Below are 13,598 nucleotides of genomic sequence, written 5' to 3'. Positions count from 1 at the left end.
CTGCGCGACTTCCCGCGCATCGCTGTTACAGGGCGCAACCTGAATTGATGGCCGTTGGCCTTGCACCCTTCCAGCACTCGGATAAAACGGGGACAATCGAAATAAAAGAGAAATCAGATGAGCATTGCACTTGTCATCCTGGCCGCAGGCAAAGGCACACGGATGAATTCAGACCTGCCGAAGGTTCTGCACCCCATTGCCAACGCGCCCATGTTGGTTCACGCCATGCAGGCTGGCGCTGCGTTGGCTCCGGAGCGCGTCGTGGTTGTGGCCGGGCACGGGTTTGACGCGGTGCGATCCGCTGCCACAGGTTTTGACGAGGGTGTTTTTGTCGTCGAACAAAAAGAGCAAAACGGCACGGCCCATGCGGTTGAGGTTTGCCGTGACGCGCTCAAAGACTTTGACGGTGACGTAATTGTTCTTTTTGGCGACACACCATTTGTCCGGGCCGAAACACTGGAAGCCATGGTGGCTGCCAAGGCACAAAACGCCGTGGTTGTTCTGGGTTTTGAAGCGGCGGATCCTGGAAAGTACGGTCGCCTGCTAATGTCAGAAGATCAGCTAGTACGGATCGTCGAGTTTGCCGATGCGTCCGAAGAAGAACGCGCTGTAACCTTCTGTAACTCTGGCGTAATGCTTGCTGATCGAGAAACACTTTTCTCTCTGATTGACGACATAACACCGAACAATGCGCAGGGAGAATTCTACCTGACCGATGTTGTTGGACTGGCCCATAAACGCGGTTTGGGTGTCACTGCTGTGGCCTGTGAGGAAAGCGAAACTCTGGGGATCAATTCACGGGTCCATTTGGCTGAGGCAGAGGCGGTTTTTCAGACCCATGCGCGGCAAGAACTGATGGAGTTGGGTGTAACGCTTCAGCAACCCGATACCGTGATGCTATCTTTTGACACCGTCATTGGTCGCGACACAATAATTGAGCCAAATGTCTATTTTGGACCTGGCGTGACAGTCGAATCCGGCGCCCGCATACGAACCTTTTCCCATCTCGAAGGGTGCCATGTTTCGCGCGGTGCCATAGTTGGACCGTATGCGCGCCTCCGCCCTGGCGCTGAGCTTTCAGAAAACGTGCATGTTGGTAACTTTGTAGAAATCAAAAACGCAGAGATTGGCGAGGGTACCAAAGTGAATCACCTTTCCTATATTGGCGACGCAACATTGGGAACTGGCACCAACATCGGCGCGGGCACAATTACCTGCAACTACGACGGTGTCATGAAACATCGAACCACAATTGGTGACAAAGCCTTTATTGGGTCTAACACAATGCTCATTGCTCCTGTCTCAGTGGGCAACGAGGCCATGACAGGCTCAGGTTCCGTGATCACCAAAGACGTGCCAGATACCGCGTTGGCAATTGCCCGGGCAGAGCAACAGACAAAACCAGGCGTCGCCCAAAAATTGTTTGAAATCTTAAAAAAGAGAAAACGAAAACGCGCATTGGAGAGCAAATAATGTGTGGAATTGTTGGGGTACTTGGCAACCACGAAGTGGCACCAATCCTTGTTGAGGCGCTCAAAAGGTTGGAATACCGCGGCTATGACAGCGCAGGAATTGCCACTGTCAATGACAGCACTTTGGATCGCCGTCGGGCAGTGGGCAAGCTGGTCAACTTGTCTGATCTTCTGGTTCATGAGCCATTGCGCGGCAAATCCGGGATTGGCCACACCCGTTGGGCGACACACGGTGCGCCGAGCATCACCAATGCACACCCTCACCAAGCAGGGCCAGTCGCAGTTGTGCACAACGGGATCGTCGAAAACTTCCGGGAGCTCCGTGCAGAGCTGGCTGAAAAAGGTATTTCGTTTGTAACGGAAACAGACACCGAAACCATCGCTCTTGTAGCTCAATCACACATGCAATCCGGCCTGCAACCAATTGACGCTGCGCTGAAAACAATTGCGCAGCTTGAAGGCGCTTTTGCCTTGGCCTTCCTGTTTGAAGGTGAAGAGGATCTCATTGTGGCCGCCCGCAAGGGCTCTCCTCTGGCCATCGGGCATGGCGAAGGAGAAATGTTTGTTGGCTCTGATGCCATCGCGCTTTCCCCCCTTACCGACCGGGTCACCTACCTAGAAGAAGGTGACAGCGCCGTTGTGACGCGTGCTAGCGTGACAATAAGGAACGAGTTAGGCGAAGTTGTCCAACGGGAGTGTAAAACCATCAACATCGACCAAACACAGGTCGACAAAGGTGGTCATAAACACTTCATGGCCAAGGAGATCGCCGAACAACCAACGGTGCTGGGGGAGGCAATCCGGCACTATTTGCCGAACGATGGCACTCAAATCTGCCTTCCAGGTGGGGACCTGGACTTTTCTAAAGTGAAGCGACTGGTCATGGTGGCATGTGGCACTGCGTCTTATGCTTGTTTGACTGCCAAATACTGGTTTGAACAAATCGCCGGCATTCCCGTCGAGGTAGATGTGGCATCCGAATTCCGCTACCGCGAGCCGCCGATCACCGAAGGCACTGTTGCGCTCTTTGTGTCGCAATCCGGAGAAACCGCGGACACACTTGCGGCGCTACGTTATTGCTCAGGCAAAGCTGACAGGATTGTTTCGGTCATCAATGTCCCCGAGAGCTCAATTGCAAGGGAAAGTGATCTAGCTCTGCCCATTCTTGCAGGAGCAGAGATTGGTGTAGCCTCAACCAAAGCCTTTACTTGCCAACTCAGCGTTCTCCTCATCCTCGCACTGAAAGCAGCGCAGGACCGTGGACAGCTCGGGGCAGAAGAGTTGAACCAACATCTTTGCGACCTGCGTGCATTGCCTGGCCTAATCAATCAGGCCATCGGATCTGAATCCAAAATTTCCCAAGTGGCCGCAAAACTGGCCGAAACACGTGACATTCTATTTCTGGGCCGTGGCCGCATGTTCCCCCTCGCCTTAGAAGGTGCTCTAAAGCTCAAAGAAATCAGCTACATACACGCCGAAGCTTACGCATCCGGCGAGCTTAAGCATGGCCCCATCGCTCTCATTGACCAACATGTGCCTGTTGTTGTTCTGGCACCCCACGACGAGCTTTATGACAAGTCAATCTCCAACATGCAGGAGGTCATGGCACGCGCAGGCAAGGTACTTTTGATCACGGATGCAAAAGGTTTGAAAGACGGAGCAGAAGGTACGTGGGACACCATTCAGATGCCACAAGTGTCTGACATTCTGTCCCCCATTCTATATGCCATTCCAGCACAGCTGTTGGCTTACCATACCGCTGTTGCAAAAGGTACGGACGTGGACCAACCACGCAACCTCGCAAAGTCGGTGACGGTAGAATGATGGAACTTCAGGATGCCCTAAGCGCGCTGGAAGCGCAGATCGAACCAGGTCGCGCCGAAGGTATGGCAGCGTATCACAAACAAACACGGCGTGTTTTAGGTATTCCCAATCCTGCTCTGAACGATCTAAGCAAAACCTGGCGTCAGTCGCTGACTGTGGAGCAACGTGTCTCACTAGCCTCAGAACTCTGGAAAACCGACATCTTTGAGGCGCGCATCGTCGCCGCAAAAGTCCTCACTCAGGCCCGGCTTCGGCCAGACAATGATGCTTGGGACTTGATAGCAAGTTGGACTCCAGACTTTGATAGCTGGGCAATTGCCGATCATGCCTGCATGGCTGGACAAAAACGCCTGGTCGCTGATCCCTCTCGCTTGGATGCGGTGGAATCTTGGACCTCTTCGGAGCACATGTGGACCCGACGTGCCGCGCTGGTAATCACTTTGCCTTGGACAAAACAGAACTTTCCGAAACCGGCAGAATTGGAAGCCAGGGACCGGGTATTGGGATGGGCCGCGTCTTATGTAACTGACCACACTTGGTTCATACAGAAAGCGGTAGCTTGGTGGCTGCGTGACCTATCCAAACACGATGCGACGCGTGTGCAAGTTTTTTTGGAGCAACATACTGACAACATGAAACCTTTTGCTGTCAAAGAGGCGTCAAGATTTCTTCCTTTGAGCGAAAAGTAGGCTTGCCGGGCACAGGGAGTTAATCCACGGCTTCCGTCGATAGGTGACTACAACTTTAGCCGCCCTTGCTCATTTCTGATTGTCAGACTACCAATGTCTTATGACTGCACCATTGATTGATCCGTTCCATCGCGCCGTGTCTTATTTGCGCGTATCCGTCACCGACAGATGTGATTTCCGCTGTGTGTATTGCATGGCCGAGAACATGACGTTCCTCCCCAAGAAGGAACTCCTGACTCTGGAAGAGCTGGATCGAATGTGCTCAACGTTTATTCGTTTGGGTGTGGAAAAACTGCGGATCACTGGCGGGGAACCTTTGGTCCGTCGCGATATCATGACCTTTTTCCGTGCAATGAAACGGCATTTGGACAGTGGTGCGCTTAAAGAACTCACGCTGACGACAAATGGATCCCAGCTGGAACGCTTTGCAGAAGAGCTTTATGCTTGCGGCGTTCGGCGGGTAAATATTTCTCTAGACACCATCGACGAAAAGAAATTCGCCGACATCACACGCTGGGGACGTCTCGAACAAGTCATGCGTGGTGTTGATGCGGCACAAGCTGCCGGTCTGCGGATCAAAATCAATGCGGTAGCGCTCAAAGGTTTCAACGAAGACGAACTCTTCACACTCGCCGAATGGTGTGCGGATCGCGATATGGATATGACCTGGATCGAAGTGATGCCTATGGGCGATTTGGGCAACGAAGATCGCATCGGCCAATATTGGTCCCTGGACGAATTGCGCGGCAGGTTGGCGGAACGCTACACTTTAACAGATCTTGCGGAACGGACAGGCGGTCCTGCCCGATACGTACGCCTTGAAGAGACCGGCCAAAAAATTGGCTTCATCACTCCAATGACGCATAATTTCTGTGAAAGCTGCAACCGCGTGCGCCTCACCTGTACTGGTCAGCTTTTTATGTGCTTGGGTCAAGAAGACATGGCCGATCTGCGCGGTGCCTTGCGAAGCAGCGAAGGGGACTCTGTGCTGGAAGCAGCCATTCGAGCGGCCATTGCGCTCAAGCCAAAAGGGCATGATTTTGACTATTCACGACAAAAAGTGGATGGCCAAATGTCTAGGCATATGAGCCACACAGGTGGCTAGTTTTACGGGGAGCACATCTCGACCTTTTTCGAGACAGGCCCCGTGCTTTGGCGTTCCACCAAATAAACCGGCATTACAGTTGGCGTATTGACCTCAGTCTCATAGTCATGAAGTTGCGCTAATAATCTGCGCGCGGCTTCATTCCCCATTTTATTGCGATGCTGGTGAATCGTGGTCAACGGCGGGTTAAACACTTCCGTCATCTCGATATTGTCAAAGCCTGTCACAGACACATCTGCCGGAACCCGCACCCCTGCCTCTGTTAGGCCCGCGATTAAGCCAAACGCGATTTGATCACTTGCGCAAATCCAAGCTGTCGGTTTCTCCGGCATGTTGATCACTTGTGCGGCCGCGTGTTTACCAGCCGCGATGGAAAAGTCACCTGGCAGTATCCATTCAGGCCGTAGCTCACCACCCAGATCAACAACATGTTGTTCAAACGCGCGTTGGCGATAGTGCGACAGTACATTTGTGTCCGGGCCGGAGACGTGTCCAAATTTTCTATGTCCTAGCTGCCAAAGATGATCCACTAACATCCGAATCCCCCCTGCATTGTCCGCTCGAACCGACGCCCCTTTGAAACCTTCGACCCACTCACAGGCAAACACAATTGGCACAGTTGGAGCGGCTGACTGCACAACCTCAAGCTGCTGCAAGTCAACTCCACCGTCCAAAATGATCAACCCGTCCGCCTGGCCTGCTGCAACGTAGCGCTGAATATGATCCGCCGTCAGCTTTGCGTCACCACTGTCAGTGATCAACAAGCTGTAGTCTGCGGCGCTCAATTCCCTTTCCAGGCCGGAAAGGATGTTGGAAAAGAAAGGGTTGGACAAATTGGGGACCAAAGCGAGGATTGTACGGGACGTATTGGTTCTAAGGCTTCGGGCCGCTCGATTTACGCGATATCCTGTCTGCTTAACCGCCGCTAAAACCGCTTCCCTCGTTGCTTCCGACACCACTGCAGGGTCGTTCAATACCCTACTGACCGTTGCGGTTGAAACCCCGGAGAGGCGCGCGACGTCGATAACTTTGGGCTTTCGCTGCAGTGTCATTATTTTGCGCCTCAAATTATTTCTTGACTCACATCGACCGACGGAGCTACCGATATGTAATCGATTACACGTTGCTGTCAATGCGCCGCAATTGCCCCCTTCATGGGGCGCGGTTGCCACGGTGATGTTCTGGGAGGATATGTAATCGATTACACGGCCTTGTTGGTCGATACGGCCTTGTTGGTCGATATTGGGAGGAAAATATGAACTATTACAAAGCAACCACAGCAGCTGTTGCATTCTGCTCAGCCGGCGCTGTTTCCGCGGCCGAGTTGGAGGTCACCCACTGGTGGACTTCAGGTGGAGAAGCAGCCGCTGTCTCAGAATTTGCCAAAGCCTTTGATGCCACAGGTAATACCTGGGTTGATGGCGCCATTGCGGGCTCAGGCGGCACCGCACGCCCGATCATTGTCAGCCGCATAATCGGCGGCGACCCCATGCACGCCACCCAGCTCAACCACGGGCGCCAGGCCGAGGAGTTGATTGAAGCAGGGCTGATGTTGGACCTGACAGACGTGGCGGAGGCTGAAGGTTGGACTGACCTGGTGAACCCGACATCCCTGCTCGACAGCTGTACAGTTGATGGCAAGATCTATTGCGCCCCGGTTAACATTCACTCTTGGCAGTGGATTTGGCTCAGCCATCAGGCCTACTCTGATGCAGGTGTAGCTGTTCCTTCCAACTGGGATGAATTTGTTGCTTCCGCAAAAGCCCTGGAAGACGCCGGGAAAATCCCTCTCGCAATGGGACAGCAGGCTTGGCAGTCCTCAGGCGCATTTGGTGTTATTAACGTTGCCGTTGGTGGCCCAGATCTCTGGAACAAAATCAATGTCGAGAAAGATGCTGAAGCTGCAGCCGGCCCCGAGATGGCGAAGGTTTTTGAGGCCGCCGCTGCCGCGCGTGCAATGGCCGCCAACTCGAAAGTTCAGGACTGGAACCAAGCGACCAATCTCGTGATCACCGGCCAAGCCGGCGGTCAAGTCATGGGCGATTGGGCACAAGGTGAATTTCAAGTCGCCGGACAGGTTGCAGGACAGGATTACACGTGCCTGCCCGGGCTGGGTGTAAACGAAATTATCTCCACCGGTGGTGACGCATTTTACTTCCCTAAGCAAGACGATCCAGAGATCGAAGCCGCTCAGAAGGAACTGGCAAAACTCCTGCTAAGTCCTGAAGTCCAGGTGAACTTCAACTTGAAGAAGGGATCATTGCCTGTGCGGGGAGACATCGACCTCTCTTCAGCCAACGATTGTATGAAAAAGGGTCTGGAAATCCTGGCGGCAGGCAACATCCTGCAATCGGGTGATCAGGTTCTGTCAGCAGACACTTCAGGCCAGATCGAAGATCTGATGGTCGAGTTCTGGAATGACTCATCATACTCAGCGGCAGATGCTCAAGCGAAATACGCTGAAATCATCGCGGAAGCCGACTGACCCTGTTGAGGAGCCCGACACGCCGGGCTCCCAACTTGTACACCACCCCAATTTCCCCAATCGAACCTGATGTGTTGCTTTCTCACGTCAGGCTGGAGACTTAAGCCATGGCTGTGACCGATGGTGCGCAGGAAGTGTCCCGACGGACCATTTCCAAGCGACCAAACCGCCTCTTCAAAAACATGACGGCGAAAATCGCCACCATACCAATGATTTTCACCGCTCTTGTGGTGTTCATTGGATGTACTGTTTGGACGATCTACCACTCGTTCACCAAATCCAAATTGCTGCCAGCACCAGAAAAGTGGGTCGGCTTGGACCAATACGAGCGCTTGTGGAGCACACGTCGCTGGCTGGTGTCGATAGAGAACCTAGCGATTTACGGCATCTGCTCGCTTGTCTTGAGTTTGGTAATTGGCTTCACTCTGGCCGCACTTCTGGACAGGAAAATCCGTGGCGAGGGCATTTTTCGCACGATTTTTCTATATCCGTTCGCGCTCAGCTTCATTGTCACCGGCCTAGTCTGGCAGTGGATTCTGAATCCACAATTCGGCATTCAAGGTGTTGTCCAGCGATGGGGCTGGGAAAGTTTCACATTTGATCCGCTCAATAATGCCAACATTGTCATATACGGCATTCTCATCGCGGGCATATGGCAAGGCTCCGGCTTCATAATGGTAATCCTTCTTGCTGGTTTGCGTGGAATTGATGAAGACATCTGGAAAGCTTCTCGCGTCGAAGGCATCCCGGCTTGGAAAACATACATTTTTATCATCATTCCGATGATGCGCCCGATATTTGTGACGGCTCTTGTGCTGATCGCAGCCGGCATCATCAAAGTCTATGACTTGGTTGTGGCCCAGACGTCCGGGGGTCCAGGCATCTCCTCCGAAGTTCCCGCCAAATACGTCATCGAGAAAATGTTCCAATCCCAAAACCTCGGTCAAGGCTTCGCTGCGTCCACCATGATGCTACTCTCGGTCCTCGTCGTTTTGATCCCATGGGCCTATCTCGAATTTGGAGGCAAACGCCGTGACTGATGCACCTTCCAACTTGGGCGTAACTCCACGCGGCGCCAAGCCTCGCAAACGCCTCACGCCCACCAATATCATGCTTTATGGCACGCTTTTTGTTGCCTCTGTTTACTATCTTCTGCCGCTTTATGTGATGCTCGTGACCTCACTAAAAGGCATGCCAGAAATTCGCCTTGGTAATGTATTTGCACCTCCGGTTGAGGTCACATTCGAACCTTGGGTCAAAGCATGGGCTCAAGCATGTACAGGCATAAATTGCGACGGACTGTCTCGCGGCTTCTGGAACTCAGTACAGATATTGGTCCCGTCAGTGGTGATCTCCATCGCTATCGCATCAATCAATGGCTACGCACTGTCCCTTTGGAAGTTCAAAGGCTCAGAGGTTTTTTTCACCATACTGATTTTTGGCGCCTTCATTCCCTATCAAGTGATGATCTATCCAATTGTGATCCTTTTGCGAGAAGCTGGGGAGGTTCTTTCAGCGGTTACAGGCACCAAAATCCGTCTTATGGGCAGCATTTGGGGGCTTGTGATTGTACACACCATCTTCGGCATGCCCATCCTGACCCTCTTGTTCCGCAACTACTTTGCCTCAGTTCCCGAGGAGCTGTTCAAGGCTGCTCGCGTGGACGGAGCAGGCTTCTGGCAGATCTATTTTCAGATCATGCTGCCAATGGCGCTGCCGATCTTTGTCGTGGCCATCATCCTGCAGGTCACCGGCATCTGGAACGACTTCCTCTTTGGCGTGATTTTTACCAAGCCTGATACGTACCCAATGACGGTGCAACTCAACAACATCGTGAATTCGGTGCAAGGTGTGAAAGAATACAACGTCAACATGGCCGCGACGATGCTCACCGGCCTTGTTCCCCTCATCATTTATTTTGCCTCCGGCAAACTCTTCGTGCGCGGCATTGCCGCTGGCGCAGTAAAGGGCTGACCATGACCAATGTAACCGTAAAAGACCTGACCCTCGATTTTGGCGCCGTCAGAGTTCTGGACAAACTGAACATCGACATTCAGGAAGGTGAATTTCTAGTTCTCCTAGGGGCGTCGGGCTGCGGCAAATCTACTTTGCTCAATTGCATTGCCGGCTTGCTCGACATTTCCGATGGCGAAATCCACATCGGTGGTCGAAATGTCACCTGGGAAGAACCGTCAGAGCGCGGCATCGGAATGGTGTTTCAATCCTACGCGCTCTACCCGCAAATGTCAGTAGAGGGAAATCTCTCCTTTGGCCTCAAGAATGCGCGCGTCCCAAAACCGGAGATAGCAAAGCGGGTTGCGCGCGCCGCTGAAATCCTACAAATCGAGCCACTCTTGAAGCGCAAACCCGCAGCTCTTTCCGGAGGCCAGCGGCAGCGGGTTGCCATTGGCCGCGCGCTTGTACGTGACGTGGATGTTTTCCTGTTTGATGAACCTCTGTCTAATCTGGACGCCAAACTAAGGGCAGACCTTCGGGTGGAACTCAAACTCCTCCACCAAAAACTCGACAACACCATGATCTATGTGACACACGATCAAGTGGAAGCCATGACCTTGGCTGACCGTATTGCGATCATGCGTGGCGGCGTGGTGCAACAGATTGCAAGCCCGTCAGAAGTGTATGACCGCCCATCCAACAAGTATGTCGCTGGCTTCATTGGCTCCCCTACCATCAATTTCTTCGAGGGTTCGATCACCGACGGCGGACGTGAATTTCTTTCCGCAGACTTGCACTTCCCACTCACGGGATATGAAGCCACACAAGGTGCCCTAACAGCACGCCCAGCATGGCTTGGCATCCGTCCTGAAGCTGTGATTACCGGTACCGATGTGGCGCAGCAGCCATTCACTGCTGATATTACCGTTGAGCTTGTGGAACCGATGGGATCGGACACGCTGATATACACCACGCTGGCTGGAACCCCATTCCGGTTCCGAATGAGCGGAAAGGCCTCCGTCGCCGCAGGTGACACGCTCAAAATCGGCTTTGACCCCGCCCAGGGATCCCTCTTTGACAAAACAACTGAAAAGCGTCTTTGACGCTCATTTCTGGAGACTTACATGAGCTTCTCATTCCAACTGTACTCTTCGCGCAACGTCGCGAGCCAAGAAATCTTCCTCTCCCAACTTGCGGAACTGGGCTACACCAGCGTCGAAGGCTATGGAGGCGTCTATGACGATCCGCAGTCGTTTTTCTCAGCGATGTCCGCAAGCGGCCTAACGATGCCCAGTGGTCACTTTGGCATCAACGATCTGCGCGACAACTTCGACAACGTCATGATGCTCGCGGACACATTTGGCATCAAACACGTGATCGTGCCTTACCTCGAGGCTGAGGCCCGCCCTACCGACAAGGCCGGCTGGCAAGCCTTAGCTAGGGAACTGTCGGAGATCGGTGCTAAGGTCCGCGAAACCGGTAGGACCTTCTCCTGGCACAACCACGACTTCGAATTTGAAGCGCTAGAGGACGGTAGTTACCCGATGGACATCATCCTTCGTACCGCGCCTGATATCAGCTGGGAAGCGGACTTGGGCTGGGTTGCCCGTGCCGGCCTAGACCCGGCCCCCATCGTGGAAAAATACGCCGACCGTCTCATCGCCGTACATGTAAAGGACATCGCCAAGGCCGGCGAAGGGCTGGACGAGGACGGCTGGTCCGACATCGGTGAAGGCGTAATGGATTGGCCAGGCTTGATCCGGCAAATTCGCGCCCAGGCCCCAAACGCCCTCCTGATTGCGGAACAAGACAATCCTAGCGACGCGGTGCGCTTTGCTTCCGTATCCATGGCCAACCTGAAGGACATTTGATTATGAGCTCCGCAGTAAAAGTTGGCATCATCGGATGCGGCAACATCTCCACAACCTACATGCGCATGGGGCAGTTTTTCAAAGACTACAAAGTTGTGGCTTGCGCCGATTTGAATACCGAAGCAGCCGAAGCACGGGCTGCTGAGTTTGATTTGCAGGCCTTGAGCATTGAAGACCTCTTGGCGAACCCCGAAATCGAAATTGTCGTGAACCTGACTATTCCTGCAGCGCACTTTGAGGTGTCCAGCCAAATCCTGAGCGCTGGCAAGCACGTGTATTCGGAGAAGCCATTTGTGCTAACCGCCGAGGAAGGCGCACAATTGTCTGAACTTGCGGCAACCCGCAATCTGCGCATCGGCTCAGCTCCTGACACATTTATGGGTGGCAGCCACCAAAAGGCTCGAGAACTGTTAGACAACGGCGACATCGGGCAGGTGACCTCAGGGACGATCCATGTGATGAGCGGTGGTATGGAGCATTGGCATCCGAACCCGGACTTCTTTTTCCTTCCCGGTGCCGGTCCCATCTTTGACCTCGCCCCCTATTACGTAACCAACCTCGTACAATTGCTCGGACCAGTGAAAAGCGTCACCGCATTTAGCAGCACTCCTCGCAACCACCGCACGATTGCTTGCGGTCCGCGCAGCGGCGAGCAAGTCCCAGTTGAGACCCCGACCACTGTACATTCGATCCTGAAGTTCACAAACGGAGCCATCATCAGTTATGGCACCAGCTGGGATGTGAAATCCCATGAACACAACAATATGGAACTCTATGGATTGGACGGCACCCTCTTCGTCCCAGATCCCAACTTCTTTGGCGGCCAACTGCGGCTTGTGCGCAGTGACGATGACGAAGCTCTGATTTCAACGGGTCATCCCTTCTCCAAACCCAACGACGGTGAAAACGCCAATTACCGTGGTGCGGGATTGGCCGACATGGCTGCCGCCATCCGAGACGGACGACAGCACCGCTGCAACAACGAGTTGGCGCTGCATGTCGTCGAAGTTATGGGCGCAATTCTGCAGTCTGGTGACACCGGCAATTCCGTGGACATCCAAAGCACTTGCGAGCGTCCAGCGCCCTTTGGTGCAGATGATGCCTTTGCCATTATGGAACTGGAGGAGACCTGATGCCGTCCAACCTCAAAGGCCCCGGACTGTTCCTTGCACAGTTTGCCTCAGATGAAGCGCCCTTCAATTCCTTGGAGGCCATTGCCGACTGGGCGGCGGCTCTGGGCTACAAGGGGTTACAAATCCCGTCAGGGGATATGCGGCTCTTTGATCTGGACAAGGCCGCAACTTCACAAACCTATTGCGACGAGGTTACAGGCGTGTTGGCCGATCGCGAGATGGAGATCACAGAACTCTCCACCCACATTCAAGGCCAATTGCTCGCGGTACATCCAGCCTATGACAAACAGTTTGACGGCTTTGCCCCCGTGACCGTGCACGCCAACCCCAAAGCGCGCCAGGACTGGGCCCATGATCAATTGCTCAAGGCCGCGAAGGCCTCCCAAAACCTCGGCCTCACCACTTCGGTGAGCTTCTCCGGGTCTCTGGCCTTCCCCTATCTCTACCCCTGGCCTCAACGTCCAGCGGGTTTGATAGAAGAGGCATTTGATGAACTGGCCAAACGATGGCTCCCAGTCATGAATGCCTATGACGAGGTTGGCGTGGACATCGCGTTTGAGCTGCACCCAGGCGAAGACCTATTTGACGGCGCAACCTTCGAAATGCTGCTCGATCGCCTCAATGGCCATAGACGCTGCACAATCAACTATGATCCGAGTCACTTTCTGCTTCAACAGCTGGACTATCTTGCGTTCATCGACATCTACCATGAACGCATCACTGCTTTTCACGTGAAAGACGCAGAGTTCCGTCCTGATGGCCGTCAAGGTGTCTACTCTGGCTATCAACCTTGGATACAACGTGCGGGGCGCTTCCGCTCCCTCGGAGACGGTCAGGTCGATTTTGGTGCAATCTTTTCAAAGCTGGCCCAATACGGATATGACAGCTGGGCTGTGCTGGAGTGGGAGTGCTGCCTCAAAGACGCGGCTACGGGCGCGGCCGAAGGCGCACCCTTCATCGCCGATCACATCATCAAGGTTACTGAAAAAGCCTTTGATGATTTTGCGGACAGCGGCCTCAGCAAAGCTGACACCCGTGCTTTACTTGGACTTTAGGAAATCAC

Annotated in this window: 12 protein-coding genes; 11 read left to right on the top strand and 1 reads right to left on the bottom strand. The window is 53.7% G+C overall.

Features of this window, described 5'->3' with window-relative positions; translation table 11 throughout:
• The first annotated feature begins 117 nt into the window (after positions 1–117).
• The 4 genes from glmU (at position 118) to moaA (ending at position 5,090) form a co-directional block, all read left to right on the top strand.
• On the top strand, positions 118–1,473 hold the full coding sequence (gene glmU / locus QOL67_RS19240; protein ID WP_283427609.1) for a bifunctional UDP-N-acetylglucosamine diphosphorylase/glucosamine-1-phosphate N-acetyltransferase GlmU: 1,356 nt from the start codon (positions 118–120) through the stop codon (positions 1,471–1,473).
• The gene (gene glmS / locus QOL67_RS19235) at positions 1,473–3,296 is read left to right on the top strand and encodes a glutamine--fructose-6-phosphate transaminase (isomerizing) (RefSeq protein ID WP_283427608.1); all 1,824 of its coding nucleotides are present in this window, start codon (positions 1,473–1,475) and stop codon (positions 3,294–3,296) included. The genes glmU and glmS overlap by 1 nt, the downstream gene beginning before the upstream one ends.
• The gene (locus tag QOL67_RS19230) at positions 3,296–3,985 is read left to right on the top strand and encodes a DNA alkylation repair protein (RefSeq protein WP_283427685.1); all 690 of its coding nucleotides are present in this window, start codon (positions 3,296–3,298) and stop codon (positions 3,983–3,985) included. The genes glmS and QOL67_RS19230 overlap by 1 nt, the downstream gene beginning before the upstream one ends.
• A 100-nt stretch (positions 3,986–4,085) precedes the next feature.
• Positions 4,086–5,090, top strand: a complete 1,005-nt coding sequence (gene moaA / locus QOL67_RS19225) for a GTP 3',8-cyclase MoaA (RefSeq protein WP_283427607.1) — start codon at positions 4,086–4,088, stop codon at positions 5,088–5,090.
• 2 nt (positions 5,091–5,092) lie between these two features.
• On the opposite strand, the gene QOL67_RS19220 is transcribed toward moaA, so the two are convergent.
• On the bottom strand, positions 5,093–6,142 hold the full coding sequence (locus QOL67_RS19220; RefSeq protein WP_283427606.1) for a LacI family DNA-binding transcriptional regulator: 1,050 nt from the start codon (positions 6,140–6,142) through the stop codon (positions 5,093–5,095).
• A 203-nt stretch (positions 6,143–6,345) separates the two neighbouring features.
• Here QOL67_RS19220 and QOL67_RS19215 point away from each other — a divergent pair, with 203 nt between their 5' ends.
• From QOL67_RS19215 to QOL67_RS19185, 7 genes are all read left to right on the top strand, one after another.
• Positions 6,346–7,575: an ABC transporter substrate-binding protein gene (locus QOL67_RS19215; protein WP_283427605.1), complete on the top strand. Its 1,230-nt coding sequence runs from the start codon at positions 6,346–6,348 to the stop codon at positions 7,573–7,575.
• Between the two features lie 107 nt (positions 7,576–7,682).
• Positions 7,683–8,615 (top strand): carbohydrate ABC transporter permease, encoded by a 933-nt coding sequence (locus QOL67_RS19210; RefSeq protein WP_283427604.1) that lies wholly within the window; start codon positions 7,683–7,685, stop codon positions 8,613–8,615.
• Complete coding sequence (locus QOL67_RS19205; RefSeq protein ID WP_283427603.1) at positions 8,608–9,549, top strand: carbohydrate ABC transporter permease; 942 nt, start codon at positions 8,608–8,610, stop codon at positions 9,547–9,549. The genes QOL67_RS19210 and QOL67_RS19205 overlap by 8 nt, the downstream gene beginning before the upstream one ends.
• A 2-nt stretch (positions 9,550–9,551) precedes the next feature.
• Entirely contained in the window at positions 9,552–10,634 is a 1,083-nt protein-coding gene (locus QOL67_RS19200; RefSeq protein WP_283427602.1) for an ABC transporter ATP-binding protein, read from the top strand.
• A 21-nt stretch (positions 10,635–10,655) separates the two neighbouring features.
• Positions 10,656–11,402 (top strand): sugar phosphate isomerase/epimerase family protein, encoded by a 747-nt coding sequence (locus tag QOL67_RS19195; protein ID WP_283427601.1) that lies wholly within the window; start codon positions 10,656–10,658, stop codon positions 11,400–11,402.
• A gap of 2 nt (positions 11,403–11,404) precedes the next feature.
• Positions 11,405–12,535, top strand: coding sequence for a Gfo/Idh/MocA family protein (locus tag QOL67_RS19190; RefSeq protein ID WP_283427600.1), 1,131 nt, complete (start codon positions 11,405–11,407; stop codon positions 12,533–12,535).
• Complete coding sequence (locus tag QOL67_RS19185) at positions 12,535–13,590, top strand: sugar phosphate isomerase/epimerase family protein (protein WP_283427599.1); 1,056 nt, start codon at positions 12,535–12,537, stop codon at positions 13,588–13,590. The genes QOL67_RS19190 and QOL67_RS19185 overlap by 1 nt, the downstream gene beginning before the upstream one ends.
• Positions 13,591–13,598 lie beyond the last annotated feature (8 nt).

It is taken from the genome of Shimia sagamensis, from assembly GCF_900182745.1.
Taxonomy (GTDB): domain Bacteria; phylum Pseudomonadota; class Alphaproteobacteria; order Rhodobacterales; family Rhodobacteraceae; genus Shimia; species Shimia sagamensis.
This window is presented reverse-complemented; position numbering and strand designations above follow the sequence as displayed.

Bases quoted from the DNA above. Each gene is read 5' to 3' on its own strand.
- QOL67_RS19230 (WP_283427685.1), top strand. From the start codon at position 3,296: ATGGAACTTCAGGATGCCCTAAGCGCGCTGGAAGCGCAGATCGAACCA.
- QOL67_RS19190 (WP_283427600.1), top strand. From the start codon at position 11,405: ATGAGCTCCGCAGTAAAAGTTGGCATCATCGGATGCGGCAACATCTCC.
- QOL67_RS19210 (WP_283427604.1), top strand. From the start codon at position 7,683: ATGGCTGTGACCGATGGTGCGCAGGAAGTGTCCCGACGGACCATTTCC.
- QOL67_RS19215 (WP_283427605.1), top strand. From the start codon at position 6,346: ATGAACTATTACAAAGCAACCACAGCAGCTGTTGCATTCTGCTCAGCC.
- moaA (WP_283427607.1), top strand. From the start codon at position 4,086: ATGACTGCACCATTGATTGATCCGTTCCATCGCGCCGTGTCTTATTTG.
- QOL67_RS19220 (WP_283427606.1), bottom strand. From the start codon at position 6,142: ATGACACTGCAGCGAAAGCCCAAAGTTATCGACGTCGCGCGCCTCTCC.
- QOL67_RS19200 (WP_283427602.1), top strand. From the start codon at position 9,552: ATGACCAATGTAACCGTAAAAGACCTGACCCTCGATTTTGGCGCCGTC.
- QOL67_RS19195 (WP_283427601.1), top strand. From the start codon at position 10,656: ATGAGCTTCTCATTCCAACTGTACTCTTCGCGCAACGTCGCGAGCCAA.
- glmS (WP_283427608.1), top strand. From the start codon at position 1,473: ATGTGTGGAATTGTTGGGGTACTTGGCAACCACGAAGTGGCACCAATC.
- QOL67_RS19185 (WP_283427599.1), top strand. From the start codon at position 12,535: ATGCCGTCCAACCTCAAAGGCCCCGGACTGTTCCTTGCACAGTTTGCC.
- glmU (WP_283427609.1), top strand. From the start codon at position 118: ATGAGCATTGCACTTGTCATCCTGGCCGCAGGCAAAGGCACACGGATG.